Source organism: Phaeobacter sp. SYSU ZJ3003 (assembly GCF_041300735.1).
GTDB lineage: Bacteria > Pseudomonadota > Alphaproteobacteria > Rhodobacterales > Rhodobacteraceae > Phycobacter > Phycobacter gallaeciensis_A.
Genome location: NZ_PXNU01000039.1, coordinates 37516 through 62356 on the forward strand (window position 1 = coordinate 37516; position 24841 = coordinate 62356).

Sequence of the window (24841 nt, forward strand, 5' to 3'; positions counted from 1 at the left end):
GCGGCCTGGCCGGTAAAACCCGCTTTCCCTTGTGGATGCAGCGGGCTAGACCCTGTTTCATGGTAAAAAGTTTTTCTTCCCTTCAGGATATGTACGATCATGGCTATGACACCATCATTGATGTACGTAGCCCGGCCGAATTTGCAGAGGATCACGTCCCCGGTGCCATCAACCTGCCGGTCCTGAACAATGAAGAACGGGCCGAGGTTGGCACGATCTATGTGCAAGAAAGCCCCTTTCTGGCGCGCAAGCTGGGTGCTGCCATGGTGTTCCGCAATGCCGCGCGGCACATCGAAGAGACGCTGAGCCAATACGAAGGCGGCTGGCGGCCGCTGGTCTATTGCTGGCGCGGTGGGCAGCGCTCCGGCAGTTTCACCTATCTCTTGCAGCAGATCGGCTGGCGGGCCGAGATGATCTCAGGCGGCTACCAGTCCTACCGCAGGCTGGTGCATCAGATGTTGTATGAGGATGATCTGCCTTACCGGCTTGTGCTGTTGGATGGCTATACCGGCACGGCGAAGACCGACCTTCTGAAGCATGTGGCAGAACTGGGCGCGCAGGTGCTGGATCTGGAAGGGCTGGCCAACCATCGCGGCTCGCTTTTGGGGGGCATGCCGGAGGACCAGCCCGGCCAGAAGGCCTTTGAATCTGCGCTTGCGGGTGCGCTGAGCCGTCTGGACCCCAGCCGCCCTGTGCTTGTCGAGGCGGAATCGAGCAAGGTTGGAGACCGGATCATTCCCCCCAGCCTCTGGAGCCTGATGAAACAGGCGCCACGGATCGAGGTCAGCGCCTCGGTCGAAGAACGCTGCCGCTACCTGCTGCGGACCTACAGCGACGGTCTGCCAGATGCGGATACACTGTCCGAAATGCTGGAGCGGCTTCGTGCGCGTCGCTCGAATGCGGTGGTGGATGGCTGGCTGTCCCTGATCGAAGAGGGCGATATGGCAGGCCTGGCACGGGCCCTGATGGAACAGCATTACGATCCGGCCTACCGCAGTTCACGCCGCAACATCGGCGCTGATGCCGTGGCAGAAGTACAACTGAAGGATCTGGACGATCAGACGCTGCAATCTGCCGCCACAACCATCTGCGACACGCTTGAAGGTCTGGCCGCAAAGGGCTTTTAAGTCAGAACAATTTGCCCTGCGCCTTGGGTAATCTTCCCGATGATCGCCGCCGGGTAACCTGCCTCTTTCAGCTGCTGCAGCACCCCTTCGGCCTTGTCCTGCGGTAGGGCCGCGAGCAGGCCGCCAGCGGTCTGCGGGTCGAACAGCAGATCCTGCGCGCCATTGGTGCGCCATTCCGGCAGCAACGCGGCGTTTTCCGGGAATAGCGAGGAGCGGATGCCGCTGTCGGCCAGTTGAGCGGCGCCCTCCATCAGCGGCACGGCGGCAAAATCAATCTCTGCACTGACGCCTGAAGCCTCGCAGATGCCAAGGAGATGCCCGGCCAGACCAAAGCCAGTGACGTCGGTCATCGCGTGGGCTTCGGGTGCCAGAATGCGGGAGGCTGCGGCCTGCGGCTGTGCCATCTGTTCAAGCGCAGCGGTGACCCAGGCGCCTTCGGCCTTGCCTGCCATTTCGGCGGCCATGATTACGCCGGAGCCGAGCGGTTTGGTCAGAACCAATGCATCGCCCGGCTGCGCCCCGGCAAGGGTCACAGGATCCTGGTTGCAAAGCCCTGTGACGGTGAACCCCACAGTCAGCTCATCCCCCAGCGAGGTATGACCGCCGATGATCTCGGCGCCTGCATCCTCCATCACGCTGCGCGCGGCGGTCATGATTTCAATCAGGGTCCGTTGCTGCAGGGCTGGCGCCAGACGCGGCAGGATCAAGTTGGCTGTGGCGGCCTGCGGGGCGGCGCCCATGGCCCAGATATCGCCAAGCGCGTGCACCGCTGCGATACGGGCCATCACGAAGGGATCAAGGCTGAAGGCGCGCAGATGGTCGGTGCTGATCACCTGCCGCACATCGCCCATGGTCAGTAGCGCGGCATCATCTCCGGGCAGGGCGGTGACATCCTCACGCAGACTTGCCACGCGCGACACGCCTGCCGCATGCAAGGCGGCGCGCCCGGCCTTGGCACCACAGCCGCCGCACATGGGTTTGTCGCCCAGCACTGCGGGCAGGTCCAGCGTATGTTCGGGCGGCAGATCCGGCACCTCCATTTCGGGCAGGCTGCGGAATTGCTCCATAAAATTCTGATCGATCCGGTCCTTCCAGCGCCAGATCATCGGGCCGGAAAACTGGGTGCCGAACCTTTCTCCCAGCGCTTCCTTGGCGCCCATGGAGATCAGTTTCAGGTAATCCTTCTGCGGCCGGTAGTGGCGCATCGGATCGCCGGTGATGGCGGCGCGCAGATTGTGCAGCAGAACCGGGGCTTGCCGCACCGCGTAGACGCCGGCCTTGGGGCGCGGGGCATAGGCCAGATGGGCGCAATCCCCGGCAGCAAAAACCTGCGGGTCCGAGGTTTGCAGGCTGTCCGAAACCGTAAGGAAGCCGTCCTGTACCTCAAGCCCGGTATCGGCCAGCCAGTCATGAGGGCGCGCCCCGGCAGCGCCGGTGGTGAAATCGGACAGGATCTCGCGCCCGCCTTCCAGCTCGATATGGCTGGAATGGATGCGATTGACGGCGGTGTTTTCAACGACGGTGACGCCTTGCTCGGAAAAGGCGCGGCGCAGCCGCTCGCGGATCCCGGCGCTGGCGGTGCCCAGAACCGGGCCGCTGTCGATCAGGGTGGCTTGTTCCAGACGGCCCCGGCTGCGCAGGGCATGAGCCATCGCCAGAACCAGCTCGGCTCCGGCCACGCCGCCGCCGATCACCGCGATGCGGGCAGGGCCATCGCCGCCGCGGAACGCGTCCCAGCGGCGGGCAAAACTACCAAGCGGCTTCGCCGGGATGCCATGTTCTGCAAACCCGGGCAGGTTTGGCATGTCAGAGGTAATCCCCACATCGACCGAGGCCACGTCATAAGTGATGTCAGGTCGGCCCGGCACCCGGACATTGCGGGTTTCGGGATCAAGTCCCTCGGCCGCGCCCTGCACCAGTCGCGCCCCGGCAAAGCGCGCCAGCCGGACCAGATCGATATCAAGATCGCCCCGCGCGTAGTGACCGGCGACAAAGCCGGGCAGCATCCCCGAATAGGGCGCGGTGGGGCCGGGGTTGATCAGCGTCAGCCGCGCGCCGGGCAGCGGGCGCATCCCCCATTTCAGCAGCACCAGCGCATGGGCATGCCCGCCTCCGATCAAAACCACATCTTTGGTTTGGGGCAGGCGGGAGGTATCCATTTCGGTGGCTCACTTTCTGTTTCTGGGGCCGTGGGCCAATGGCCCGGGGTGGGGCTATTGCGGCTGATCTGTGCTTTCGGGATCTTCCGGCGGGGTGTTGTGGGTGGCCCAGATCGCATCCGGTCCAGCCGAAGGCAGAGTGCCTGTTTCCTCGCGACGGTGAATGTGCACCTTGGCGATGAAATGCGCGGTCACCGGGGCGGTCAAGAACAGAAACAGCGTGATCATCAATTCGTGTAGCGACAGGCGCCCTTCAAAGGCGATAGCGTGCACCATCGAGGCTAGAAGGACCCCGCCCACGCCCAGCGTCGTCGCCTTGGTCGGAGCGTGCAGCCGCGACATCGGGTCATTGAGTTTCAACAGGCCGTAGGAGCCAACAAAGCCGAACACACCGGCCATGACCAGAAAGCCTGCAATCAGAACGTCGAGTATCATATCCATAAGAGCCTCACTCGATGATATTGCCGCGCAGGATAAAGCGCGCGTAGGCCACGGTTGAAACGAAACCGAGCATGGCGATGATCATCGCCGCTTCGAAAAAGATCTCGGTTCCGAGCGCCAGCCCATAAAGAACCATCAGCGCGATTGCGTTGATGAACATGGTATCAAGCGCAAGGATACGATCAGCCATGGCGGCGGCGAACATCACCTTCCAGAGGTTCATCAAAAGCGCCAGCGCAAAGCAGACAAAAGCAAAAAGAGCCGCAGTTTCAATCATTCGAAAATCTCCATCAGGCGGCGCTCGTAGCGCTCTTTGATTTCGTCCCGAACCGCATCAGGGGCGTCGCAATCAAGGCAATGCACCAGCAGGGCGTGACCTTCGGCGGAGACGTCTGCGGTGACGGTGCCCGGCGTCATGGTGATGGTGCCGGCCAGCACGGTGATCGCCTCGGGGGTGCGCAGCTCCAGCGGAACGGTGACCCAGTTGGGGTGCCGTTTTGCGTTGGACTTGAACACCACGATCCGCGCCACGGTGATATTGGCAACAACGATGTCCCAGATCACGATCAGGATATAGGCTGCGATCTTGACCGGGTGTTTCATGCGCAGTTGCTGCGGCCAGAACGGCTGGGTCAGGAAGGGGATCAGCAGGCCCAGCAGAAAGCCGAAGACCAGCGAGTTCAGCGTGAAGCTGTTGACGATGAGAACCCAGGTGAGGGTCAGCAGCAGCGTCAGCACCGGGTGCGGCAGAAGTCGATGCATCAGTTTCATTCCCCGGTCCTCCCCAGGACGGTGTCAATATAGGCATCCGGCGCAAAGAGTTGCGCGGAGGTGGCCTCGGCGTAGTCCATCATCGGACCTGCAAAGACGGTCAGCAGGATCAGCCCGGCCAGAAGACCGAAGCTGGCCACGAAAGGCAGGGACGAGCCGCGTTGCGCCTGCACCGGCGCCTCTTCTGTGTCATCCGCTTCCACTTCGCTTTCAGCATCCTCTTGCGGAGCAAGTCCGTGACTTTTCCAGAAGATCAGGCTGCCAGCCCGCGCCAGACCGATGATGGTAATCAGCGACGACACCAGAATGACGCCCCAGATCCACCAGACCAGATCATGCCCGCGCGCCGCATCCATCACCAGAAGCTTGCCCAGGAAACCGGACAGGGGCGGCATACCCGCCATGGCGATGGATCCCCCAAAGAACAGCGCCGCGATCAGCCCGCTTTGCTTCATCACCGGTTTCGGGGCGATCTCGCCGCCTTGACGTTCCATCACCATGTCGGCGACCAGGAACAGGAAGGCCGTCGCAAGCGTCGAATGCACGGTGTAGTAAAGCGCAGCGCCTACAGAATCCGGGGTGAAAAGCGCCACCGCCGTCAGCAGGGTCCCCATCGAGGTGATGGCGCCAAAGGCGACAAGCCGCCCGATCTCACGCGCGCCAAGAACACCGATGGCCCCCACGGCAAGCGTCAGCAGCGCCGCGGGCAGCAGCCAGTCGCCGGCCAGACCCGCGGTGATCTCGGCCTCGGGGCCAAAGACCAGCGTGTACATACGCAGGATGGCATAGGCGCCGACCTTGGTCATGATCGCAAACAGGGCCGCCACCGGCAAAGGCGCGTTGGCATAAGAGGCTGGCAGCCAGAAATGCAGCGGCAGCACCGCGGCTTTGATGGCAAAGACCAACAAGAGCATGATCGCGCCGACCCGCAACAGGGCAGTGTCCTCGGCCGGAAGCTCGGCCACCCGCACCGCCAGATCGGCCATGTTGAGCGTGCCGGTCACGGAATAGAGCGTGCCAAGCGCAAACAGGAACAGTGTCGATCCCAGCAGGTTGTAGACGACATATTGCACACCGGCCTGGAACCTTGTGGCGCCGCCTGCGTGGATCATCAGACCATAAGAGGCGATCAGCAAAACCTCGAAGAAAACGAAGAGGTTGAAGGCGTCGCCGGTCAGGAAGGCACCGATGATGCCCATCAGCTGGAACTGGAAGAGCGCATGGAAATTGGCGCCGCGCGCGTCCCAGCCGGTTCCGATGGCGTATAGAACCACCGCCAGCGCAAGCACCGCCGTCAGGACGATCATCATCGCCGACAGCCGGTCCAGCACCAGCACGATGCCAAAGGGCGCAGGCCAGTCGCCGAGCTCATAGACCTGTACCGTGCCATCGGCGGCCTGACTGGCCAGAACGAGGGTAATCAGGGCAATCGCAACCGTGCTGGCAATCGAGAAGATGCGCTGCAGATCCAGATGGTAGCGCACCACCATGATGATGAAGGGTGCAACGATCGCGGGCAGAACGATAGGGGCAATCAGAAGATGGTTCATGTGTCCTCTCCCGTCTGCGTATCGCGGGTCATGTCGATGCGGTCATCGCGCGAGGACAGGAACGCCCCCAGCGCGATCATCACCACGACCGCCGTCATCCCGAAAGAGATCACGATCGCCGTCAGAACCAGCGCCTGCGGCAGCGGATCGGTGTAGGCGACTTCCTCGTATTTGTTGAGGATGGGCGGCGCGTTGACCATCAGGCGCCCAGTGGCGAACAGGAAGACGTTCACCGCATAGGATACCAGCGACAGGCCCAGAATCACCGGAAAGGTGCGTTTGCGCAGGATCAGGTAAATCCCTGCGGCGGTCAGGATACCAACAGCCGAAGCAACCAGAAGTTCCATGCTCAGACCTCGTTTTCGTTCTTGGGCTCGTCATCGCGGGCCGGGTTGATGTCCATGGCGTACTCCGAGGAAATCCCCGGCTGCCAGGCAAAGCGGGAGAGGCTTTCCAGTGCCAGCAGCACCGCGCCGACCACCGCAAGGAAGACGCCGAGGTCGAACAGGGCGGCGGTTGCCCATTCGAATTCTTTCAGCGGCGGCCAGTGGATATAGCCAAAGGCCGAGGTCAGGAACGGCATGTCGTTGAACCAGGCACCGATACCGGTGGCGGCGGCGATCAGCACGCCGGAGCCGATGATACCGTGGTAGTAGAACCGCTGCCGTTCAGAGGTCCAGGCAAAGCCCGAGGCCATGTATTGCATGATGACAGCAATGGCCGCGATCAGACCGGCGATGAAACCACCGCCCGGCAGGTTGTGGCCGCGGAAGAAGATATAGGCCGCCACCATCAACGCCAGCGGCATCATCACGCGGGTCGCGACTACCATCATCATCGGGTGGGCATCGCCTGCCTGCGGCAGATCCGGTTTGCGGTTCAGCAGATAGGCCCGCACGCGGGTGCCCAGAACCGCCTCGGTCAGGGCATAGATGACCAGTGCCGCGATGCCGAGAACGATAATCTCGCCAAAGGTATCAAAGCCCCGGAAATCCACTAGAATGACGTTCACCACATTGGTGCCGCCGCCGCCCTTGTAAGAGTTGGCGAGGTGGAATTCGGAAATGCTGGGCGCCGCGAAATCGCGCGTCATCAGCGCATAGATCAGCCCGCCTGCGCCAAGACCAGCCACAACGGCGATGGCACCATCGCGCAGCCGGATCAGCGCCGGGGTCTCGACCGGGGTTTCCTTGGGCATGAAGTTCAGCGCCAGAAGCATCAGCACGATGGTCACAACCTCGACCGACAGCTGGGTCAGCGCCAGATCGGGGGCCGACAGGTAGTTGAACGACATGGAGACCACCAGACCCACGACGCCGATCAGGACCAGTGCCAGCAGGCGGTTGCGGTGACGCGCAACGATCAGCAGCGTTGCGAGAACCAGGCTGAGCCACCCGAGTGCCGGGATCGCGCCGATTTCCTGCAGGCTGCGGGTTGCCGGGCCAGTGGTGCCGGTGGAATAGGCATACCAACTGATCGCCACGGTAAAGCTGATCATCACCGCGCCATAGCGGGTGATGGAGCCATTGTGCAGCCCGTCGGTCACCGCCTTTGCCAGACGCGCCAGCACCGCCATCAGGGCATCAAAGATATCCTTGGCCTCGGGGCGGGGGGCGGCGTTCCAGGCGCGCATCAGGGGCTTGTGCAGCGCGAGCAGCAGCCCACCGCCGCCCACAGCCACCAGCGACATGTAAAGGGCGGGCGTCAAACCATGCCAGAGTTTCAGCGAGTAATAGGGCAGTTCTTCTCCACCAATCACGGCGCCAGCGGCCACGGCCACCAGTGGCCCGGCGATCTTGGCCGAGAACAGGCCGATCAGCACCACCAGCGTGATCAGGAAGGCCGGGGCCAGCCACATGCCCGCACCCGGATCATGGGGATGCGCGGGATAGTCGTCCCGCTTGGGGCCAAAGAAGACATGAACGATGAAGCGGAAGGAATAGGCTGCCGAGAACAGCGCCGCGATCAGTGCAAGGCCCGGCACCAGATAGTGCGATCCGGCCCAGACCGTGTGTACGGTTTCCTCCAGCATCATCTCCTTGGACAGGAAGCCGTTGAAGGGCGGGATACCCGCCATCGACAGGGCGGCGACAAAGGCGATGGTGAAGGTCACCGGCATCAGGTGGCGCAGACCGCCCAAACGTTTGATGTCGCGGGTGTGCGCTTCGTGATCGACGATTCCGGCCGACATGAACAACGCCGCCTTGAAGGTGGCGTGGTTGATGATGTGGAATACTGCGGCAACCGCTGCGATCTTGGTGCCAAACCCCAGAAGCATGGTGATCAGGCCCAGATGGCTGACGGTGGAAAAGGCCAGCAGACCTTTGAGATCATCCTTGAACAGGGCAATCACGGCACCGATGAGCATTGTCACAAGGCCGGTGGTCGCCACGATATAGAACCACTCGGGCGTGCCGGCCAGAACCGGCCACATCCGCGCCATCAGGAACAGGCCTGCTTTCACCATGGTGGCGGAGTGCAGATAGGCCGAAACCGGCGTCGGCGCCGCCATGGCGTGGGGCAGCCAGAAATGGAACGGGAACTGTGCCGATTTGGTGAAACAGCCCAGCAGGATCAGGATCAGCGCGGGCAGGTAGAGCGGCGACGCCTGGATAAGGTCCTTGTTCTCCAGGATCACGCTCAGATCATAAGAACCGACGATATTGCCGAGGATCAGCATGCCCCCGATCATCGCTAGGCCACCGGAGCCAGTCACGGTCAGCGCCATGCGCGCGCCCTGACGCCCTTCGGGCAGGTGTTTCCAGTATCCGATGAGCAGGAAGGAGGACAGCGAGGTCAGCTCCCAGAACACCAGCAACAACAAGATGTTATCTGAGAGGACGATGCCGACCATCGCACCCTGGAACAGCAACAGGTAGGTGTAGAACTGTCCCATAGGATCTTCGCGCGACAGGTAAAACCGCGCGTAGAGGATGATCAGCATTCCGATCCCAAGGATCAGCGTAGCAAAGAGAAACCCAAGCCCATCCAGAAAGAAATTCGCATTGAGCCCCAGACCGGGCAGCCAGTCGAATGTGGCTGTGATGACCTCTCCGCGAAATACAGCGGGGGCATGCAGCAGAAGGCCGGTTAGGGCCAGGAAGGTGGTCAGACCAGCCGCCGAAGCGGAGGCGTTACGCCCCGCCCGGATCAGCAGAGCGGGAAAGACCGCTCCTAGAAAAGGCAGGGCCGCAATCAAAAACAGGGACACGTGCAGATCTCCTGGTAGGGCTAGGCGAATTTTGACTTTGCCTAAGCAATTTTTCGCTTCTGTGCCAGCCCCGCAGGCCCGGTTCTGAGGAAGATCGGGCAAATGACGCTGGAATTGTTGGACGTTGCGCCACTACTTGGGGCTGGGGGGCGGAGTTGACAAGATTTTGAATGGCCAAAATTCGCCCTCTGTGCTGATCGGGAATACAAATGCTGCTAGAACGGTGTCCAAAGGGATGACACCCGCCTGAAACACGGCGCTGCGGGGCGTGTTTTCCCGGTTATTGGAGAGACGCAGATGCAAGACCCAATCAGTGCGGAGACGCAGGAGGCCAGCGGGCGGCCGGTCACTATGTCGCGGCGCAAGCTGTTGTCCTCTGCGGGCATCCTTCTGGGCGCTGCGGCGGTCGGCGCGGTGGCCTGGCGCTATCGGCCCGCGCCGGATCACGACCGTCCGCGCCTGTCCGTGGCCGAGGCGTTTTCCGCTGCCGGAGCGGGGTCGATTACCTTGGTGGACATCCGCACACCCCGGGAATGGCGCAGTACCGGCGTTCCGGTCGGTAGCGTCCAGATTGACATGCGTCGTGACGATTTTACTGAGGCGCTGTCCCGCGCTTTGGGTGGAAACCGCGCCGCGCCGGTGGCGCTGATCTGCGCCCGCGGTGTGCGTTCGGCCCGGATGGTGCGGCGCATGGCAGAGGCAGGGTTTTCACAGATCATGGATGTACCCGAAGGTATGCTCGGCTCTGGTGCCGGACCGGGATGGATCGCGGGCAACCTGCCGGTGGCGCGGTGGCAGGGCTAGGCCCCACGCGCCACTGGCGCAGCCTGTTCCGGCGCCGGGCCGGAAGAATTCTTCTTTCGTTGTTCGTGACGGCACTCTGCTCGGGCTCTGCGCTGGCAGGCTGCGGCGCTGCAGCAGAAGCTTGCGATCTGCCGTCCGGTGACTACCACATCGCCACACCCGATCCGGGCGCCTCGGCCAGTGCGGAAGCAAAAGGCACTCCGGCGGTGGTGTTTCTGCACGGCTATGGCGGTTCGGGCGCCGGGGTGCTGCGCAACCGCGCCTTGGTTCAGAAGTTGCAGGACCGGGGCTATGCGCTGATCGCGCCGACCGCCTTGCCGCGCTGGAATGGCAAGAGGTCGTGGAACTTCCTGCCTGGCGCCGAGGGACGGGATGAGGCGCAGTTCCTGCAACAGGTCCTTGGCGATGCGGAGTCGCGGTTCGGCATCGACCGGCAGCGGGTTGTTCTTGCTGGATTTTCCGCCGGGGCCTTTATGGTGAACTACCTCGCTTGCGCCCATCCCGGGGATTTTGCCGCCTTCGCTCCGGTGGCGGGGGGATTCTGGCGGCCACGGCCCGAGACTTGCGCCGGTCCGGTGCGGTTGCTGCATACTCACGGCTGGGCCGACAAGGTCGTGCCACTGGAGGGGCGCATTCTGGGCAGCAGCACGCGCGAACAGGATGATATCTTTGCCGGGCTGGCCCTGTGGCGGCAGGTGAACGGCTGCGCCGATGACGCGCCTGATCGCCTGTGGGTTACCGGAGCAGAGCTGCATCGCCGCTGGGATTGCCAATCCGGGGGCGATATTGAACTGACGCTCGGTCCGGGGGGGCACCGCATTCCGGACACTTGGCCGACGCGGGTAGTCGAGTGGTTTGAGCGTACCCCGGACTGACGCCCGGGGTACGGGGTTCTTCTATTCCGCCGCTGAACGGTGGTCAGGTGCCCCGGCAAAGACGCGTTCAACCGCTTTGCGATAGGTCCGGGCGGTCTGGGCGATACGGGGTTCGGCAAAAACCTCGCGCGTGCCCATCCAGAACCTGAGCCGAAGTGCGGGACGCATCCCCGACAGGGCCGACAGCGGCAGCACCAGTAACAGCGACAGGGCAATTGGCGCCAGCCAGACGGAAACCATCCCGGCCAGGATCCCGGCGCTGAGCGCAAGACCGCTGGTGAATTCGAGTGCATGACAGATCAGCATGGTCTTCAGCCCATAGCGCCCGCCGTCACGCGCCTGCGGCGCCCAGCCCCGTTGCAAGCGCAAGGCGCTACGCAGGACGGCGATCATCTGCTGCACCATCAGGATCGGCGCATAAAGGATTGCCAGCAGGATTTCGGAGGTCACGGAGAGCGCGAAATGTCGCCCTCCGCCATAATCCGATAGCCGCGCACCAGTCAGGGGCAGCGCGGCAAGGGCCAGAAGTTTCGGCGCCAGCAGCATCGCATAGATAACCAGGATCACGGCGACATGGCGCGGCTCTGACATATCCGGCCAGGAGGGGCGCAGCGGGTCGGCGGGGCTGAAATACTGCAGCGCCGATGTCTCTCCGTCTTCACCGATCAGCGCCCATATCACCAGAAGCGCAAACCAGATCGGCGCCATCAGGTACCCGATCGCCCCATGCAAGAGATGGAACCGTGAAATCGCGCAGAAACCCTGCGCGCTTAGCAGTTTCAGGTGCTGCAGATTGCCCTGGCACCAGCGCCGGTCGCGCAGGATGTGATCGATCAGGGTCGGCGGCGTCTCTTCATAGGAACCTTGGATACGGGGCAGGAAATGCACGCCCCAGCCGGCCCGGCGTAACAGACCAGCCTCGACGAAATCATGGCTCATGATCAGGGTCTTGCCGCCGAATGTCTGTTGCAGCTCGGGCAGTCCGGCGCAGGCGGCAAAGGCGCGGGTGCGCAGGATGGCGTTATGGCCCCAGTAGTTACCCTCGGCGCCGACCCAGCGTGCCAGCCCTTCGGCCATGGCAAGGCCATAGACCCCGTTGGCAAACTGCTGCATGCGGCCAAAGACGGATCTGGCGCCGATCAGCTGTGGGAAGCTCTGGATCAGTCCGGCTGCCGGATCTCGGCGCAGCGCATCGGCCAGTTGGGCAATCGCCCGGCCAGTCATCAGACTGTCGGCATCCAGCACCAGCATGGCGTCATAGCCGCCACCCCAGCGGCGCACCCAATCCGCGATATTGCCCGCCTTGCGCCCGGTGTTGTCCTCGCGGTGGCGATAGTAGAGCCGGATACCGGGCGGCAGCGCGGCGCGCAGCGCCTCTACGCCCGCCAGTTCCTGCGCCGCGATCAGGTCATCCCGTGTGTCGGACAGGATGAACATGGCGTAATCATGCGCACCGCCCCAGGCATGCAGATCCTCCAGCATAGTGCGGGCGTTGCCGAACACGGCGGCCGGATCTTCGTTGTGGACGGGCACCAGCACCGCAACGGTAAGCGGCGGCGTGTCGGGTGCGATGGTACCGGTCGGAACCCGGCGTTCGGCCTCTTGCCCGCGCTGCCACAGGCTGAACAGGCCCAGGAGCACGGTGGAGACCGAAAAGCAGATCCAGAAGAAATTGAAGGCAATGAGCGCCAGAAGCAGAACCTCGATCATCATGAAGCCGCCATCGGCAAACCAGCCTTGCATCACGAAGGTCAGCAAGGCGGTTGCAACCATCGCCGGTGAAAAGGCAATGACCCGCCAGAGCGCCACGCGCATCTGCGGCGCGGTCCCGGGGGCGCTCATGTCGCGGAAAGCGGCGCCAAAGTTCTGCTCTGGCATCGCCATGGGCTGTTCGGGCGGCAGCATTTTCGCCGCAGAGGGGGCGGAGATCAGATCTTTCATGCGGTCCACCTGTAAAGCCAGACTTCGGTGGCAGGCTGCCCGTCCCGGCGCAGCGCCGCCCGTAGCTCCACAAGGGAGCGGTCACCGGGTTCAAAGCTGAAGGCGAGCCGCAGGCCACCGGTGGCCGGATTGCGCTGCAGGACCCCGGTGCTGAGCTCGACATGCGGCGAGGAAAGCACGACGTCGACGTTTTCGGGATCGCCTGCCAAAAGCGGATGATCTTCGAAATCCACGGTCATGATCCGCCCCGGATCGCCAAAGACACGTGCGCCCGCGGCGGTGTCCACCACCTGCGCCAGCGTACCAGTGGGGCCGGTGCCCCAGGTCAGGCGGTAATCAAGCCGCACCTCGGCTCCGGCAGGATAGGGCGTGCGCGGGCGCCAATAGGCGACGATATTGTCGTAGATTTCCTTGTCCGCCGGGATCTCTACCAGCGTGACGGCTCCCTTGCCCCAATCGCCCTTGGGTTCGACCCAGAGGCTGGGCCGGTCCTGATAATGCGCCTCCAGATCGGCGAAGTCCGACAGGTTGCGGCTGCGCTGCATCAACCCGAAACCTCGGGGGTTCTCGTCGACAAAGGAGGACACCTGCAGCTGCGCCGGATTGGCCAGTGGTCGCCACAGGGTTTCGCCGTTGCCATTCTCGATCAAAAGCCCGTCGCTGTCGTGCACGGCGGGGCGGAAATCGTCGAACCGGTTGCGGTTGGTGCGATCAAACAGGAACATCGAGGTCAGCGGCGCGATTCCCGCGTGGGTCAGCTCTTCGCGTGGGAACAGCGTTGCTTCGACCTCCATCACGCAGGCGGCGCCTGGGGTGATGGTGAACCGGTAGGCGCCTGCGGCCGAGGGCGAATCCATCAGCGCATGCACGACCATGTGGCGTTGGCCGGGGGCAGGGGCCTCCAGCCAGAATTCGGTGAACTCGGGGAATTCCTCGCCTTCGGCGTCGCCGGTGTGAAGGGCCAGCCCGCGCGCCGACAGCCCATAGGCCTGCCCGATGCCGATGGCCCGAAAATAGCTGGCGCCCTGAAAGACGCAGAATTCGTTCTTCTTGCCCGGCTCGCTCAGTTCGGTGCGCAAGCGAAAGCCCGAATATCCCAGCGCTCCTTTGGTGCTGAGATCCGGCGCCTTGTCTGTCTTGTCGAACAGGGTCAGATCAAAGGCAACAGGCTGCGCCAGCCCGTCCGCGACGCTGTGCATCTGCACCGCACGGGGGAAATAGAGGCCCGGCAGGAAGAAATCGACATTATAGCTGCGTTCCGTCTTGCTCCACAGCGCGTCGCGGCTGCGGAACCAGCGGGTCTGATAATCCTCATAGGTGAGATCCAGCCAGTCCTGCGGCACCTTAGCACGCGTGTGATAAGGCATCTGTGCCAGCATGCGGGCCTTGTCGATAACATCCTGATGCCGGAACGGAACGGAGGCGGCCTTGGCCGCGAGCGGAGCTGTCAGCGCAAGGCCGGAGACACCGGCAAGGAAACCGCGGCGCGAAAGACGGCTCATCGCTTTGCCCTCCAGGGGTGGGATTTGAACCAGGCGGCGGCAAAGGCACAGGCGATGATCAGGCAGAACCCGGCGATATTTGCCGCAGCGGTGATCAGGATGCCCCGGTCAGTCTGATCCAGCGCAAAGCCGATCAGCCGGGCCAGCGCCATCGAGAAGACGAAGACCGCAAGGGACTGTTGCCCGACCTTGGTGATGATGCGCAGGGCAAAGGACCAGAGCCGCGCCAGCTCCGAATGGCCGGAGGCGATCAGCCGCTGACCACCAGCCCCGGCGGCCACCCAGCCGAGATAGGCCAGTGCCAGAAAGTGCGCATAGCGCAACAGGCCGAAATCGGTTTTCTCGCGCCACTGGTCGGTAAATGCCCAGGCCGGGCGGATGGCGGCGGCCAGATCGTCGTTCCAGGCCTCAACCCACAGGAAGACCTTCCAGGAGCCAAAGGGGGCAGAGAAGATCAGGAAGGCTGCAGATACAAGCACCAGTGCCCGCGACACGGGCGGCGCCGGAAGCCAGCCTTTCATGAAGGCAAAGCCGGTGAAAAACAGCAATTGCCAGCCGAAGGGGTTGAAGAACCATTCCCGCGCCGACCAGGGTTCGGCAGGCAGGGATGCTCCGTCCGGTCCAAGGCCGATCATATAGGGGTTCGCGGCCAGCCAGATCAGCGCCGAAGCTGCGGCAACGGTCCAGAGACCGATGCGCTCCAACCCTATCATCAGCGGCATCAAGGCCAGAACCACAAGATACATCGGCAGGATGTCAAAGTAGTTCGGCACATAGGTCAGGGTGAACAGGCCCACCAGCTGCGGCATCGGGTCATTGAAGAAATGGCCAAGGTTCAGAGAGTTGACGTAGCTTTTTTCAAAGGCACCGGTCAGGTCCAGTGCCGCCATGGTCATGGCGACAAAGAAGAACAGGCCGATATGAGCCCAGAATACCTGCCAGCAGCGGAATACCACCCGCGCAGTGCCCATCAGCCAGCCCCGGCGGGCAAAGGACCCACCAAAGGCGATGGCCGAGGCCATGCCCGAGCAGAAGACAAAAATCTCGGTCGCATCGGAAAACCCGAACCGGGCCGGGATCCAGCCGGTCCAGCGGTTGCCAGGAATATGAGCGACCAGGATGATGAACATGGCAATGCCGCGATAGAAATCGAGCCGCGGGTCGCGGACGCGTTTTTGCCCGCCTGCCGGGGCTGGGGCATGCTCCGATGCGGGCGCACGGCGGGTGTTGGCCGCTGCCGGACCTGCCACGGCCGGAATCTCTGCTGCGGGAGAGGGGAACTTGGAAATACGCGCCATCGTTAAGCGGTGTCCTTCCTGTCAATCAAACTTTGTGGCGGCGATGTAAGGGCGCGCCCGAGGCCAGGACCGGCATCCGGGCGCGCTCGGATCATTTCGCAGATCACTCGGCCGGCAGGCTGCGGCTGTCCGGCTGATTGCGCGCCTCGCTGATCAGGGCGCGGCGGGCCAGAGCATAGTTGTCCTCGGCGCCGCCGCGCTGGGCGCGGCGGCTGTCCAACATGCGGGATACCTCGCTCAGGCGACCTGCGCGGATCCCGGCATCGATGGTCATGCGTTCAAAAACGTCGCGCTGGGCGTGGCTGCCACCGGCCAGTTGCATGGAGCCACGGGCCTGCGCCAGGTGGTCAAAGGCCAGCGCGAAATCACCTTCGCCAAATGCCTCCAGCCCGCTGGCGGCGGCGCGGCCGGGATCTGCCATGCGCTGCCGCGCCTCGTCCCCGCCTGCGGCTGCCGCATCGGCGTGGATACGCTGCACCATCCGGGTGGTTTCATCCGGGCGCCCGCGCCCGGCCAGCGCCAGAAGGTAGTGCAGATCGGCAAAGATCAGGCTGCCATCCTCGGTCCGGGCGGCGCAGAGGTCGGAAAGTTCTTCCCAGCGGTTGCCGACGGCAATGCCTTCCAATTCCAGCCGCATCAGCAGCGAGGTGGCATTGGAAATATCGCGGTAATCGTCGGTCTTGTCCTGGCGGATCTCGCGGTCGTATAGGTCCAGAACGGTGTCAGTCTGGCCCAGGTCCAGATGCATCAGCGCCTTGTGCCACCAGACGTGATAGCGGAAGTTGTTGCAATGGCTCCAGGCCTCTTCGCGGCCGGTCAGCCAGTCGAGCCCGGCCTTGGCATTGCCGGTCATGTCATGCACATGCGCCACCGCATGCAGGCCCCAGGCATCATCCGGCGCCATCCAGAGTGCCTGACGCCCCGCAGTCTCCGCCTTATTATAGTCGCCGGTTTCCTCCAGCGCGAAGGCGTGACAGCCAAGCAGATAGCCGCGTCCGGGGTGATCCGGCGCATAGGCGGGCATCACCCGTTCCACTGACCGGCGCATCCCGGCGCTGTCGCCAAGGACGAAACGGATCGCCTGGCTCATCTTCATGGCAAGGCTGTCGGCAGGGTGAGAGCGCAGGACCTGCTCCAGCTTCTCAACGGCGGCGGTGGGGCGGCCCGCCAGCCACAGCTCCAGCGCATCGGCGAAGAGCCGCTCCCGGGGCAGGGCAGAGGCATAGGCGATGCGGGCAGCAGCCAGCGCATCGCGGGCAGGGGTGCGCATTTCGCGGCGGCCCAGCAGCAGCAGGAACAAACCCTTGGCTGCCTGCCCAAGGGTGAATTCGGGGGTAGCCTCCAACAGCTTACCCAGATGCACCGGGGCCTCTGCGCTGTGCGACAGAACCCCGATCTGAACCGCGTTCCACAGATCCAGCATTTCGGGATCTTTCAGGCTCGTCTCCTGTCCGAAGAGATCATGTGTCATTTGGGTCCAATCCTTACCACCGGTGTTGTTCACTAGGGGAAGGTTAGAACAGTGGTTTTCATCGCGCGACGGGCGCTCTCGCTTTGGTGAAGGCGCGTGTTTGAAGGTGGGGAAACCCGCTGAAACCTGTAATATTTGCGGGCAATTTCCCGCCAGACGGGTCTTTGAAACGCAAAACGCCCACCACGAAGGCAGGCGTTTGCCGGTTTTTGTAACATTCGGCCGGATCGTGCCGGGCAGAATATGGCCTAAGCCTTGGAAAACGGGTCCTCGGAGCCGAGAATCCGGTCGCTGTCAGCGCCGCAGCTGGGCGGTGCGTGGCGGTATGTGACCGGGGTGCGCGAGAAATTGAGCGGATTTCCAAGCAGTTTCACGGGAGTGTCCCCGGCCTGCATGTCGATGGCCATGCCCCGCGCAGCCACCTGATCGGAGGCGAAGACCCGGTCGAGCGTCTGCACTGGACCGGCCGTCACCTTGCGGGCCTCCATCGCGGCGATCACCTCGTCCATGGTGAAGCGTTTGAGCGCCGGGATCATGATGTCGTTGAGCGCTGCGCGATGCTCCAGCCGCGCCGGGTTGGTGGCAAAACGGGGATCGTCTGCAAGGCCTTCGAGCCCGAGGAACTCCATCACGCGCCGGAACTGGGCATCGTTGCCCACCGCCAGGATGACGTGGGAGTCCGAGGTCTCGTAGACGCCATAAGGCATGATGCTGGGGTGTTCGTTGCCGCGCCGGGTCGGCAAGGTGCCGGTGTTGAGATAGGCGACGCCTTCGTTGATCAGCCAGGCAATGGTGCTGTCGACCAGAGCGAGGTCGATCTGCTGCCCTTCACCGGTTTTTTCCTGGTGGCGCAGCGCAGCCAGAATGCCAATGCAGGCATACATACCGCACATCACATCGGCGATGCCGGTGCCAACCTTCACGGGCTGCCCCTCGGGATCGCCGGTGAGTGACATGATGCCGCTAAACCCCTGTGCCACAAGATCATATCCCGGGCGGTGGTTGTTGGGGCCGGTCTGCCCGTAGCCCGAGATCGAGCAATAGACCAGCCGGGGAAACTCATCCTTGAGGCTGGCGTAATCCAGCCCGTATTTCGCCAGTCCGCCGGGTTTGAAATTCTCGATCAGGATATCGGCCTCGGCAGCGAGCCTGCGGATCTCGGCCTGACCTTCGGAGGTGGTGATATCCACCGCGACCGAGCGTTTGTTGCGGTTGGCGGCCATGTAGTAGGCCGACAGATCCGTGGGGTTGCCGTCGGCGTCCACGGCATAGGGTGGGCCCCATTGGCGGGTGTCGTCCCCCCCCGATTTCGGGTTTTCCACCTTGATGACCGTGGCGCCGAGATCGCCCAGCAGCTGGGTACAGGTGGGGCCGGCCAGAATGCGCGACAGGTCGAGAACCTTGACCCCGTCAAGGGCCCCGTGTGGCAGCGTGTCAGATGCGTCCATCATATCCTCCGGGTTCGATTTCGGCAGAGATGACAGTGAAACGATCAGAAGCCAAGGCATCGGTGAGGGCGGCGCGCAGTTCCGTCCGGTTACGTACCGTCACGCCGTTGCCGCCAAAGGCCCGGCCCATCGCGGCAAAATCGTGCCGGGCGAAATCGACGCCGCGGTTTTTAAGCTGGCGTTGACGCTGTTTCAGCTCAATCAGGGCGAGGCTGGCATCGGCAAAGACCACGAAGATCGGCGCCACATCCAATTCGGCAGCGATGGCCAGATCCCCGGCCACCATCAGGAAGCCTGCATCGCCGGAAAAGCTGACGACGGGACGGTCCGGTTGCGCCAGCTTGCGCCCGATCGCCATCGGCACGGCGCAGCCCATTGTGCAAAGCCCGGATGACTGGATCAGCCCGCGCGCCTCGTTGCACTGCCACATCTGGCTGAGCAAGATCCGGTGGGCCCCACTGTCTGCCGTGGCCAGCGTCTCGGCAGGCAGGATGGCGCGGCATTCGGCGATCACTGCCGCCGGTCCCCAGCTGTCATCCTGCGGATCAAAGGCGGCGTGCAGCGCCTGTTGCACGGTGCTCAGCTCTCCGCCGGGCCAGCGCGTTGGCGCTGTCTCGGCTTTTTCCGTTAGGGCATCCAGCGCGGGGGTAAGCGGCGCCACGATGTTGAGGCTGGCCTGATGCATGTAATGGGTGTTGGGTTCGGCAGCGATCTCGATCACGCGCTGGTGGGCAGGGTCCCAGGCGTTGCGCCAGCCGGGGCGCATTTCGATAGGATCATAGCCAAGCGACAGGATCAGATCCGACTGCGCCGCCAGCGGCAACAGGTGACTGTCCGCCAGGGGGGACAGCCCGGCGCCGCCAAGGCACAGGGGGTGATCTTCGGGCAGGATGCCCTTCGCCTTGTAGCTGGTGACAAAGGGGATCTGATGCGCCTCCAGAAAGGCGCGAAGGGCAGGACCCGCGCCTTCGGCCACCGCATCAAGTCCGATGATGGCAAAGGGACGCTCGGCCTGCGCCAGCCAGCTGCGCGCCTGCGCCAGTGTGTCATTGTCTGGCTGGGTGGGCGCAGCAGGCGCGCGGCGGATGTTGCGATCCCTGGCGGGCGCATCCGCGACCGAGATCGGCACGTCGATATGCACCGGACCATTGCGCGGCTCGGTCGCGATGGCGACCGCCTTGTCTGCGATCACGTCAGCCGCATCCGCATCCAGACGGAAGGTCGCCTTGGTGATGGAGGCAAAGACGGCGCCATGGTCGAGCACCTGATGGGTGTAGCTTTGCGCCTCGGCTGCATCGACGCAGCCGGTGAGAACCAGCATCGGCACCCGGTCCTGATGGGCGTTGGCCACCACATTGACCCCGTTGAGCGCGCCGGGGCCGAGGGTGGCAACCAGAATGACCGGGGCACCATCGGCATGATGCACACCTTCGCCCATGAAGCCGGCAGCGTTTTCGTGTTTCGCCAGATGGAAGGTGATGCCTGCTGCCTCAAGCGCGTCGACCAGCGTCAGCACCTCGCCACCGGGCATGCCAAAGGCGTGGCGGCACCCGGCCGCATAAAGGCGCCGGGCCAGAACGTCGGCGGCGCGTAAACTGTCAGTCATGGCGATTTGTTCCTATCTGATGTCACGGCCAGATTGCCTGCCCTGACGCCGGGTGCAAGCACCCTCACGGCTCTGTGACCTGGCGGCGTTACTTCACTGCCTCCTGTGCGATCTGATCAAACCGCTGGTCCAGCTCCTCTGCAAGCGCCATCAGCCTGTCGCCGCCTTCGTCCCGGTAGGGGGCAAAGACATGACTGGGCCGTTTGTAAGAGAGCTGCGCCGTGCCGCCCGGGATTTCGGTGACATAGAGGCGGATCGGGGCTTCGATCATGGCGGCGGTCGAGGTTTCCAGAATGTTGACCGCAAAGACATTGTTGAAGACGCCGATGACCCGGTTGCCCGGAATGGTGATCCCGCGCGCCGCTGCGGCGCCGGTGGGACCGGCCTGCGTGACGATGGCCAGATCGCTGGCGCGCACCGCCGCCTGCGTATCCTGCAACAGCTGCTGGTAGGATTTCGCCGTGTTATGCACCTCCCAGCCGGGGCGGGCAGACACCTCTCCGGCGATGCTTGCCTGCGCGCTCAGGGTAACGGTCGAAAAGGCCAGTCCGGACAGCATTGGCAGACTGAAGGCAAGTGCGACGAGGATTGGGCGCAGGTTCATCATTGGCTCCGTTGCTTTGTGGAACCACAAGCCTAACCCGGATTGCAATCACGCAGGTGTCACATCCCCGTGCTGCTGACTATGCCCCGGCGGGAGGTTGGGCGGCATCAGCAAAGAAAAACGCGCCCCTTTTGAGGGCGCGTTGAATGCTTTGTTCATGCCAAGGGTAAAGATTACATGGCGATCTTGCCGCCGCCCTTTTTCGTAACCACGACGACCGAGGGGCGCGGCGGCATCTTGGGATCAAAGTCGGGCCAACGGGTGGCCGGATCCTCAAAAGTCGAGGCGCGCTCGAAGCCTTTCAGGGCCTTGGTGCCATCGGTGCCGGGGTGCTGCACCGCCAGGAACAGGGTTTCACCGTTGTCGGTGAAGTAGGGGCCGCAGAGCTCCCCGCCGACGGGGCAGCGGAAGAACAGCTTGGAGGTGCCACGCAGATCGCCTTCGGTTTCGACACCGTAAAGGCCATCGGATTTGCCGGTCTTGCCCCATTTGCTGCCCTGGTCGGTGGAGACCCAAAGGCGGCCATCGGCGTCAAAGGCGCAGTTGTCCGGGGAGCCGAACCAGCCGTTCGCGCTGGTTTCCGGGTTCCACTGGGCGCCGACCTTGGCCAGTTTGGGATCGCCGCATTTCACCAGGATCGACCAGGTGCCACGGGTGGCCGCGTGATCGCCGCCGTCTTCCTTGACCTCGATGATGTGACCGAAGTTGGATTTCGCCCGGGGGTTGGCCGCGTTGACCTGCTCTTCTTTACGCTTGGAGTTGTTGGTCAGCATGATGTAGGCGGTGCCGTCGCCGCGCGGCTGCGCGTCTTCGGGGCGGTCCATCGGCGTGGCGCCCAGGGCATCGGCTGCAAGGCGGGTGTCGATCAGGACATCGGCCTGGCTGGCAAAACCGTTTTCAGTGGTCAGCGGGCCGGTGCCATGCACCAGCGGCAACCATTCTACGCTGCCGTCTTCGTTAAAGCGGGCCACGTAGAGGGTCCCGTCGCTGAGCAGGGCGCTGTTGGCGACGGCATCGTCGGACACTACGCCGTTCGAGACATATTTGTACTGGTAGTCAAAGCGGTTGTCGTCGCCCATGTAGACGACCAGCTTGCCCGAAGAGGAAACAGTGGTTTCGGCGCCTTCGTGGCGGAAACGGCCCAGGGCGGTGTGTTTTACCGGCTTGGCGTCGGGGTTACGCGGGTCTACTTCAACAACCCAGCCAAAGCGGTTTGGCTCATTGGGCTCCTTGTCGATGTTGAAGCGGTCGTAGAACTTGCCCCAGGCATACCAGCGGCCCGGCACGCCGTAGCGTTTCATGTTCTTGGCTTCGGGCTGGGCCGAGATATCGGGTTTGCCGTCGCCGTCGACCGTATCGGTCCAGAAATAGCCGTGGAAGTTCTCTTCGGCCATCAGGTAGGTGCCCCAGGGGGTCATGCCGCCGGCGCAGTTGTTGAGCGTGCCGATGACCGACATACCCGAAGGATCGGCGTTGGTTTTCATCCGGTCATGACCGGCGGCGGGGCCGTCGATGGTCATCTCGGTATTGAGCGGCGTGATGCGGCGGTTCATCTTGCCATCGCGCACCACGGCCCATTTGCCGTCTGCACCCTTGGCGATCTCGACCACGGTGCCACCATGGGCGGCCATTTCGATGTCGATCAGCTCCTTGGTCATGCCTTCAAAGCCTGCCTTGTCCTGACGGCCAAGGCCCGGGAACATGACCTCTTCATTGGTGTATTCGTGGTTCACGCAGAGCAGGCCGCGGGTGCCTTCGGCGTTCAGCGGGGTGAAACCGACGTAGTCGTTGTTGTAGCCGAATTGCTTCAGCTGGGCTTCGGCGGTCTGGTTCATCACATCGAATTCCGGAGCATCGGCGGTGATCGGATCTCCCCAGCGCAGCAGAACGTCGGCATCATAGCCATCGGCGATATGGTGGGTTTCGTCGTTGCCCCAGGTTAGTTCTTCGAAGTTGTAGCGACCCGCGCCATGGCTGCCTGCAGCCGCTTCGGTCGGGGCGGTCAGGGCGGAGGTGCCGAACAGGGCAGTGGTGGCGGAGACGCCCAGCATGCCCTTAAGCAGGTCGCGACGGCCATAGCGGGCGTTGATCACATCGCCGATGGTGCGTTCAAGCCGAGGATTGGTAGGGATGTCGTCAAAGGCTTCATAGGCTTCCGCCTTGTTGCCGATTTCGGGATCGTTGATGATTTGCTTGCGGTCCATGGCTTGCTCCAAAGTTCCAGATGCCGACGGTGCGTCGTCGCGTGCTAAGTTGCGCGGACCTGTAACAATTGCGTGACGTGCTCCAAGGTTTTACCAAACCGTTACAACTTGGGCCGTTTTTCGCCTGTTCGTGATACTTCATCTGGAGCCGATGCCCCGTATATCAAGCTGTGGCAGCGTCGGCGAAGGGGCGGATCCAGATCACTCGGCGGGGCGGAAGCCTTCGATCAGCTGCCGCAGGCCAATCGCCGCCCCGGCAAAAATCGCCAGAAAGGTGACCGGCGCGGAAACGGCCAGCAGCGAAAAGGCGCTGAGCCCCTGACCGACGGTGCAGCCCATGGCGATGACGGCACCTGCGCCCATGATGCCCGCACCCACGATTTGGCGGCGCAATTCGCGGGGGTCTTCGCAGGCCTCCCAGCGAAAATGCCCCTTGATCAGCGAGCCGATGAAGGCCCCGGCCCAGACCCCTGCGATGGAGCCGACGGCAAAGGACAAGGGGCGCAGGCTGCCGGTCATGGTCCACAAAATAGTCTCACCCAGAGGGGCAGAAAAGGAATGCGACACCACCGGGAGGGCTTCGAAACCGGTCTGGTTGACCTCGCTGGTCAGGCCCCAGCCCGAAACGATGGCAAGGCCGACGATCACGGACCAGAAGACCGCGCTCTTGTCCTGACGCAGTTCGCGTCCGCAAAGCGCGGCGATGACCAGCACGGCGCCGACGGCAAGCCCGATGGTGTGCAGTGGCAGACCCGTCAGGGCAGCGGCGTGATGGGCCAGCCCGGGGGGAATATCGGTCGTGACCTGATGCTGCTCAAAGAAGAAATTGCGCAAGGGCGCAAGCGGACCGGAAAGAACCACATAGGTGGACACGCCCATGACCAGCACGATGACGAAACTGCGCAGATCACCGCCGCCCAGTCGGGCGATAGCGCCATAGCCGCAATTGCCGCTGAGCGCCATTCCGTAGCCGAACATCAAACCCCCGATGATTGAAGCCAGAGGCATCCATCTGATGCTGAGGTAGAAACTTTCGCTTTCATCCATAAGTCCTGCTGCAATAAGGGAAAAGCTGCCGATAACGGCGACGCCGATTGCCAATATCCACATACGCATGCGCAGGGTGGAGCCGCCATAAAGGACGTCCTCGATCGCGCCAAGCGTGCAGAACCTGCCCAGCCGGGCAGCAAGGCCAAGAAGGATTCCGCCTACGAGGCCTGCAATGGCCGCCAGGTGATGTTCTGTCAGCATATCAAACATGAGACGCCCCTCCCGGCAGGTTTCCTATCCTTCGAGTCATGCAGAAAGGAGGTGTGCGATGCAAGCGGCATCGCGCTGTCGCCGCCTGCTGTCGATGGGCAGGTGGTCAGCTATGGGAGCTCGGGAACACAACCGAGCGGACAGATGTTGAAGGATCTACAGGTCGCTCAGGCCGTGCGTATCTTGCTGGCCCCGGACCGGGACAAGACGGGTAGGGCAGGGAGAAAATCTAGGTCGTGCTTAGTTGCAGAAGAGGTCGTAGACCACTTCGAGGATGCGGCGCGGACGGTCGTCTGCCAGCCGGTAGTAGATGGCCTTGCCGTCGCGGCGCGGCACAACCAGACCTTCAAGGCGCAGGCGGGACAGTTGCTGCGATACCGCTGCCTGACGCGCCGAAAGCAGCTCTTCCAGCTCGGTGACGGATTTCTCGCCGGTGACCAGATGGCACAGGATCATGAGACGACCTTCGTGGCTGATCGCCTTGAGGAAATTGGACGCCGTGGGAGACTGTGCCGAATTTTGTGCCTGACGTGTTTTGTTAGGCCATCGGGAAGCGGTCTTCGAACATG

20 protein-coding genes are annotated in these 24841 nt (G+C 63.1%); 3 read left to right on the forward strand and 17 right to left on the reverse strand.

Annotated elements, in window-relative coordinates:
- Positions 1-59: 59 nt before the first annotated feature.
- Positions 60-1127: a tRNA 2-selenouridine(34) synthase MnmH gene (mnmH, locus tag C6W91_RS14835; protein WP_274837225.1), complete on the forward strand. Its 1068-nt coding sequence runs from the start codon at positions 60-62 to the stop codon at positions 1125-1127.
- Here the strand turns inward: mnmH and selD are convergent.
- The 7 genes from selD to C6W91_RS14870 are packed head-to-tail and all read right to left on the reverse strand — an operon-like array spanning position 1124 to position 9259.
- On the reverse strand, positions 1124-3286 hold the full coding sequence (selD, locus tag C6W91_RS14840; protein WP_274837224.1) for a selenide, water dikinase SelD: 2163 nt from the start codon (positions 3284-3286) through the stop codon (positions 1124-1126). The genes mnmH and selD overlap by 4 nt on opposite strands.
- Positions 3287-3340: 54 nt before the next feature.
- A complete protein-coding gene (locus tag C6W91_RS14845; RefSeq protein WP_065270587.1) occupies positions 3341-3727 on the reverse strand; it encodes a Na+/H+ antiporter subunit G in 387 nt (128 codons plus the stop codon).
- A gap of 7 nt (positions 3728-3734) precedes the next feature.
- Positions 3735-4004 (reverse strand): K+/H+ antiporter subunit F, encoded by a 270-nt coding sequence (locus C6W91_RS14850; RefSeq protein WP_065270586.1) that lies wholly within the window; start codon positions 4002-4004, stop codon positions 3735-3737.
- The gene (locus tag C6W91_RS14855; protein WP_274835946.1) at positions 4001-4498 is read right to left on the reverse strand and encodes a Na+/H+ antiporter subunit E; all 498 of its coding nucleotides are present in this window, start codon (positions 4496-4498) and stop codon (positions 4001-4003) included. The genes C6W91_RS14850 and C6W91_RS14855 overlap by 4 nt, the downstream gene beginning before the upstream one ends.
- Positions 4495-6048 carry a monovalent cation/H+ antiporter subunit D gene (locus tag C6W91_RS14860; RefSeq protein ID WP_274835945.1) on the reverse strand — a complete coding sequence of 518 codons (1554 nt, stop codon included), beginning with the start codon at positions 6046-6048 and terminating at the stop codon, positions 4495-4497. The genes C6W91_RS14855 and C6W91_RS14860 overlap by 4 nt, the downstream gene beginning before the upstream one ends.
- Positions 6045-6395 (reverse strand): Na+/H+ antiporter subunit C, encoded by a 351-nt coding sequence (locus tag C6W91_RS14865; RefSeq protein WP_274835944.1) that lies wholly within the window; start codon positions 6393-6395, stop codon positions 6045-6047. Before C6W91_RS14865 ends, C6W91_RS14860 begins: the two co-directional genes overlap by 4 nt.
- 2 nt (positions 6396-6397) lie before the next feature.
- Complete coding sequence (locus C6W91_RS14870) at positions 6398-9259, reverse strand: monovalent cation/H+ antiporter subunit A (protein WP_274837223.1); 2862 nt, start codon at positions 9257-9259, stop codon at positions 6398-6400.
- A 297-nt stretch (positions 9260-9556) separates the two neighbouring features.
- On the opposite strand from C6W91_RS14870, the gene C6W91_RS14875 reads away from it, so the two are divergent.
- Both C6W91_RS14875 and C6W91_RS14880 read left to right on the forward strand, forming a co-directional pair.
- Positions 9557-10063, forward strand: a complete 507-nt coding sequence (locus C6W91_RS14875; protein ID WP_274833396.1) for a rhodanese-like domain-containing protein — start codon at positions 9557-9559, stop codon at positions 10061-10063.
- Between the two features lie 59 nt (positions 10064-10122).
- Complete coding sequence (locus tag C6W91_RS14880) at positions 10123-10938, forward strand: PHB depolymerase family esterase (protein WP_370570984.1); 816 nt, start codon at positions 10123-10125, stop codon at positions 10936-10938.
- Positions 10939-10959: 21 nt separating this feature from the next.
- Here C6W91_RS14880 and mdoH read toward each other — a convergent pair whose 3' ends face one another.
- The 10 genes from mdoH to C6W91_RS14930 all read right to left on the reverse strand — a co-directional run.
- Positions 10960-12879 carry a glucans biosynthesis glucosyltransferase MdoH gene (gene mdoH, locus C6W91_RS14885; RefSeq protein WP_274837221.1) on the reverse strand — a complete coding sequence of 640 codons (1920 nt, stop codon included), beginning with the start codon at positions 12877-12879 and terminating at the stop codon, positions 10960-10962.
- Positions 12876-14381 (reverse strand): glucan biosynthesis protein, encoded by a 1506-nt coding sequence (locus C6W91_RS14890; protein WP_274837220.1) that lies wholly within the window; start codon positions 14379-14381, stop codon positions 12876-12878. The genes mdoH and C6W91_RS14890 overlap by 4 nt, the downstream gene beginning before the upstream one ends.
- On the reverse strand, positions 14378-15679 hold the full coding sequence (locus C6W91_RS14895) for an OpgC family protein (RefSeq protein ID WP_274837219.1): 1302 nt from the start codon (positions 15677-15679) through the stop codon (positions 14378-14380). Before C6W91_RS14895 ends, C6W91_RS14890 begins: the two co-directional genes overlap by 4 nt.
- A 103-nt stretch (positions 15680-15782) precedes the next feature.
- The gene (locus tag C6W91_RS14900; protein WP_274837218.1) at positions 15783-17150 is read right to left on the reverse strand and encodes a tetratricopeptide repeat protein; all 1368 of its coding nucleotides are present in this window, start codon (positions 17148-17150) and stop codon (positions 15783-15785) included.
- Between the two features lie 248 nt (positions 17151-17398).
- Positions 17399-18598, reverse strand: a complete 1200-nt coding sequence (locus C6W91_RS14905; protein WP_370570985.1) for a CaiB/BaiF CoA transferase family protein — start codon at positions 18596-18598, stop codon at positions 17399-17401.
- Positions 18585-20204 carry a thiamine pyrophosphate-binding protein gene (locus C6W91_RS14910; RefSeq protein WP_274837216.1) on the reverse strand — a complete coding sequence of 540 codons (1620 nt, stop codon included), beginning with the start codon at positions 20202-20204 and terminating at the stop codon, positions 18585-18587. The genes C6W91_RS14905 and C6W91_RS14910 overlap by 14 nt, the downstream gene beginning before the upstream one ends.
- 88 nt (positions 20205-20292) lie before the next feature.
- A complete protein-coding gene (locus tag C6W91_RS14915) occupies positions 20293-20763 on the reverse strand; it encodes a DUF302 domain-containing protein (RefSeq protein WP_274837253.1) in 471 nt (156 codons plus the stop codon).
- Positions 20764-20981: 218 nt separating this feature from the next.
- Positions 20982-23012 (reverse strand): PhoX family phosphatase, encoded by a 2031-nt coding sequence (locus C6W91_RS14920; protein ID WP_274837215.1) that lies wholly within the window; start codon positions 23010-23012, stop codon positions 20982-20984.
- 201 nt (positions 23013-23213) lie between these two features.
- A complete protein-coding gene (locus tag C6W91_RS14925; protein ID WP_065270574.1) occupies positions 23214-24272 on the reverse strand; it encodes a YeeE/YedE family protein in 1059 nt (352 codons plus the stop codon).
- Positions 24273-24512: 240 nt separating this feature from the next.
- Positions 24513-24841: ArsR/SmtB family transcription factor (locus tag C6W91_RS14930; RefSeq protein ID WP_370570986.1), on the reverse strand; the 329-nt coding region annotated here is incomplete at its 5' end.

Coding starts and splice junctions, on each gene's coding strand:
- mnmH (WP_274837225.1), top strand. CDS start 60: ATGGTAAAAAGTTTTTCTTCCCTTCAGGATATGTACGATCATGGCTAT.
- selD (WP_274837224.1), bottom strand. CDS start 3,286: ATGGATACCTCCCGCCTGCCCCAAACCAAAGATGTGGTTTTGATCGGA.
- C6W91_RS14845 (WP_065270587.1), bottom strand. CDS start 3,727: ATGGATATGATACTCGACGTTCTGATTGCAGGCTTTCTGGTCATGGCC.
- C6W91_RS14850 (WP_065270586.1), bottom strand. CDS start 4,004: ATGATTGAAACTGCGGCTCTTTTTGCTTTTGTCTGCTTTGCGCTGGCG.
- C6W91_RS14855 (WP_274835946.1), bottom strand. CDS start 4,498: ATGAAACTGATGCATCGACTTCTGCCGCACCCGGTGCTGACGCTGCTG.
- C6W91_RS14860 (WP_274835945.1), bottom strand. CDS start 6,048: ATGAACCATCTTCTGATTGCCCCTATCGTTCTGCCCGCGATCGTTGCA.
- C6W91_RS14865 (WP_274835944.1), bottom strand. CDS start 6,395: ATGGAACTTCTGGTTGCTTCGGCTGTTGGTATCCTGACCGCCGCAGGG.
- C6W91_RS14875 (WP_274833396.1), top strand. CDS start 9,557: ATGCAAGACCCAATCAGTGCGGAGACGCAGGAGGCCAGCGGGCGGCCG.
- mdoH (WP_274837221.1), bottom strand. CDS start 12,879: ATGAAAGATCTGATCTCCGCCCCCTCTGCGGCGAAAATGCTGCCGCCC.
- C6W91_RS14890 (WP_274837220.1), bottom strand. CDS start 14,381: ATGAGCCGTCTTTCGCGCCGCGGTTTCCTTGCCGGTGTCTCCGGCCTT.
- C6W91_RS14895 (WP_274837219.1), bottom strand. CDS start 15,679: ATGGCGCGTATTTCCAAGTTCCCCTCTCCCGCAGCAGAGATTCCGGCC.
- C6W91_RS14900 (WP_274837218.1), bottom strand. CDS start 17,150: ATGACACATGATCTCTTCGGACAGGAGACGAGCCTGAAAGATCCCGAA.
- C6W91_RS14905 (WP_370570985.1), bottom strand. CDS start 18,598: ATGGACGCATCTGACACGCTGCCACACGGGGCCCTTGACGGGGTCAAG.
- C6W91_RS14910 (WP_274837216.1), bottom strand. CDS start 20,204: ATGACTGACAGTTTACGCGCCGCCGACGTTCTGGCCCGGCGCCTTTAT.
- C6W91_RS14915 (WP_274837253.1), bottom strand. CDS start 20,763: ATGCTGTCCGGACTGGCCTTTTCGACCGTTACCCTGAGCGCGCAGGCA.
- C6W91_RS14920 (WP_274837215.1), bottom strand. CDS start 23,012: ATGGACCGCAAGCAAATCATCAACGATCCCGAAATCGGCAACAAGGCG.
- C6W91_RS14925 (WP_065270574.1), bottom strand. CDS start 24,272: ATGTTTGATATGCTGACAGAACATCACCTGGCGGCCATTGCAGGCCTC.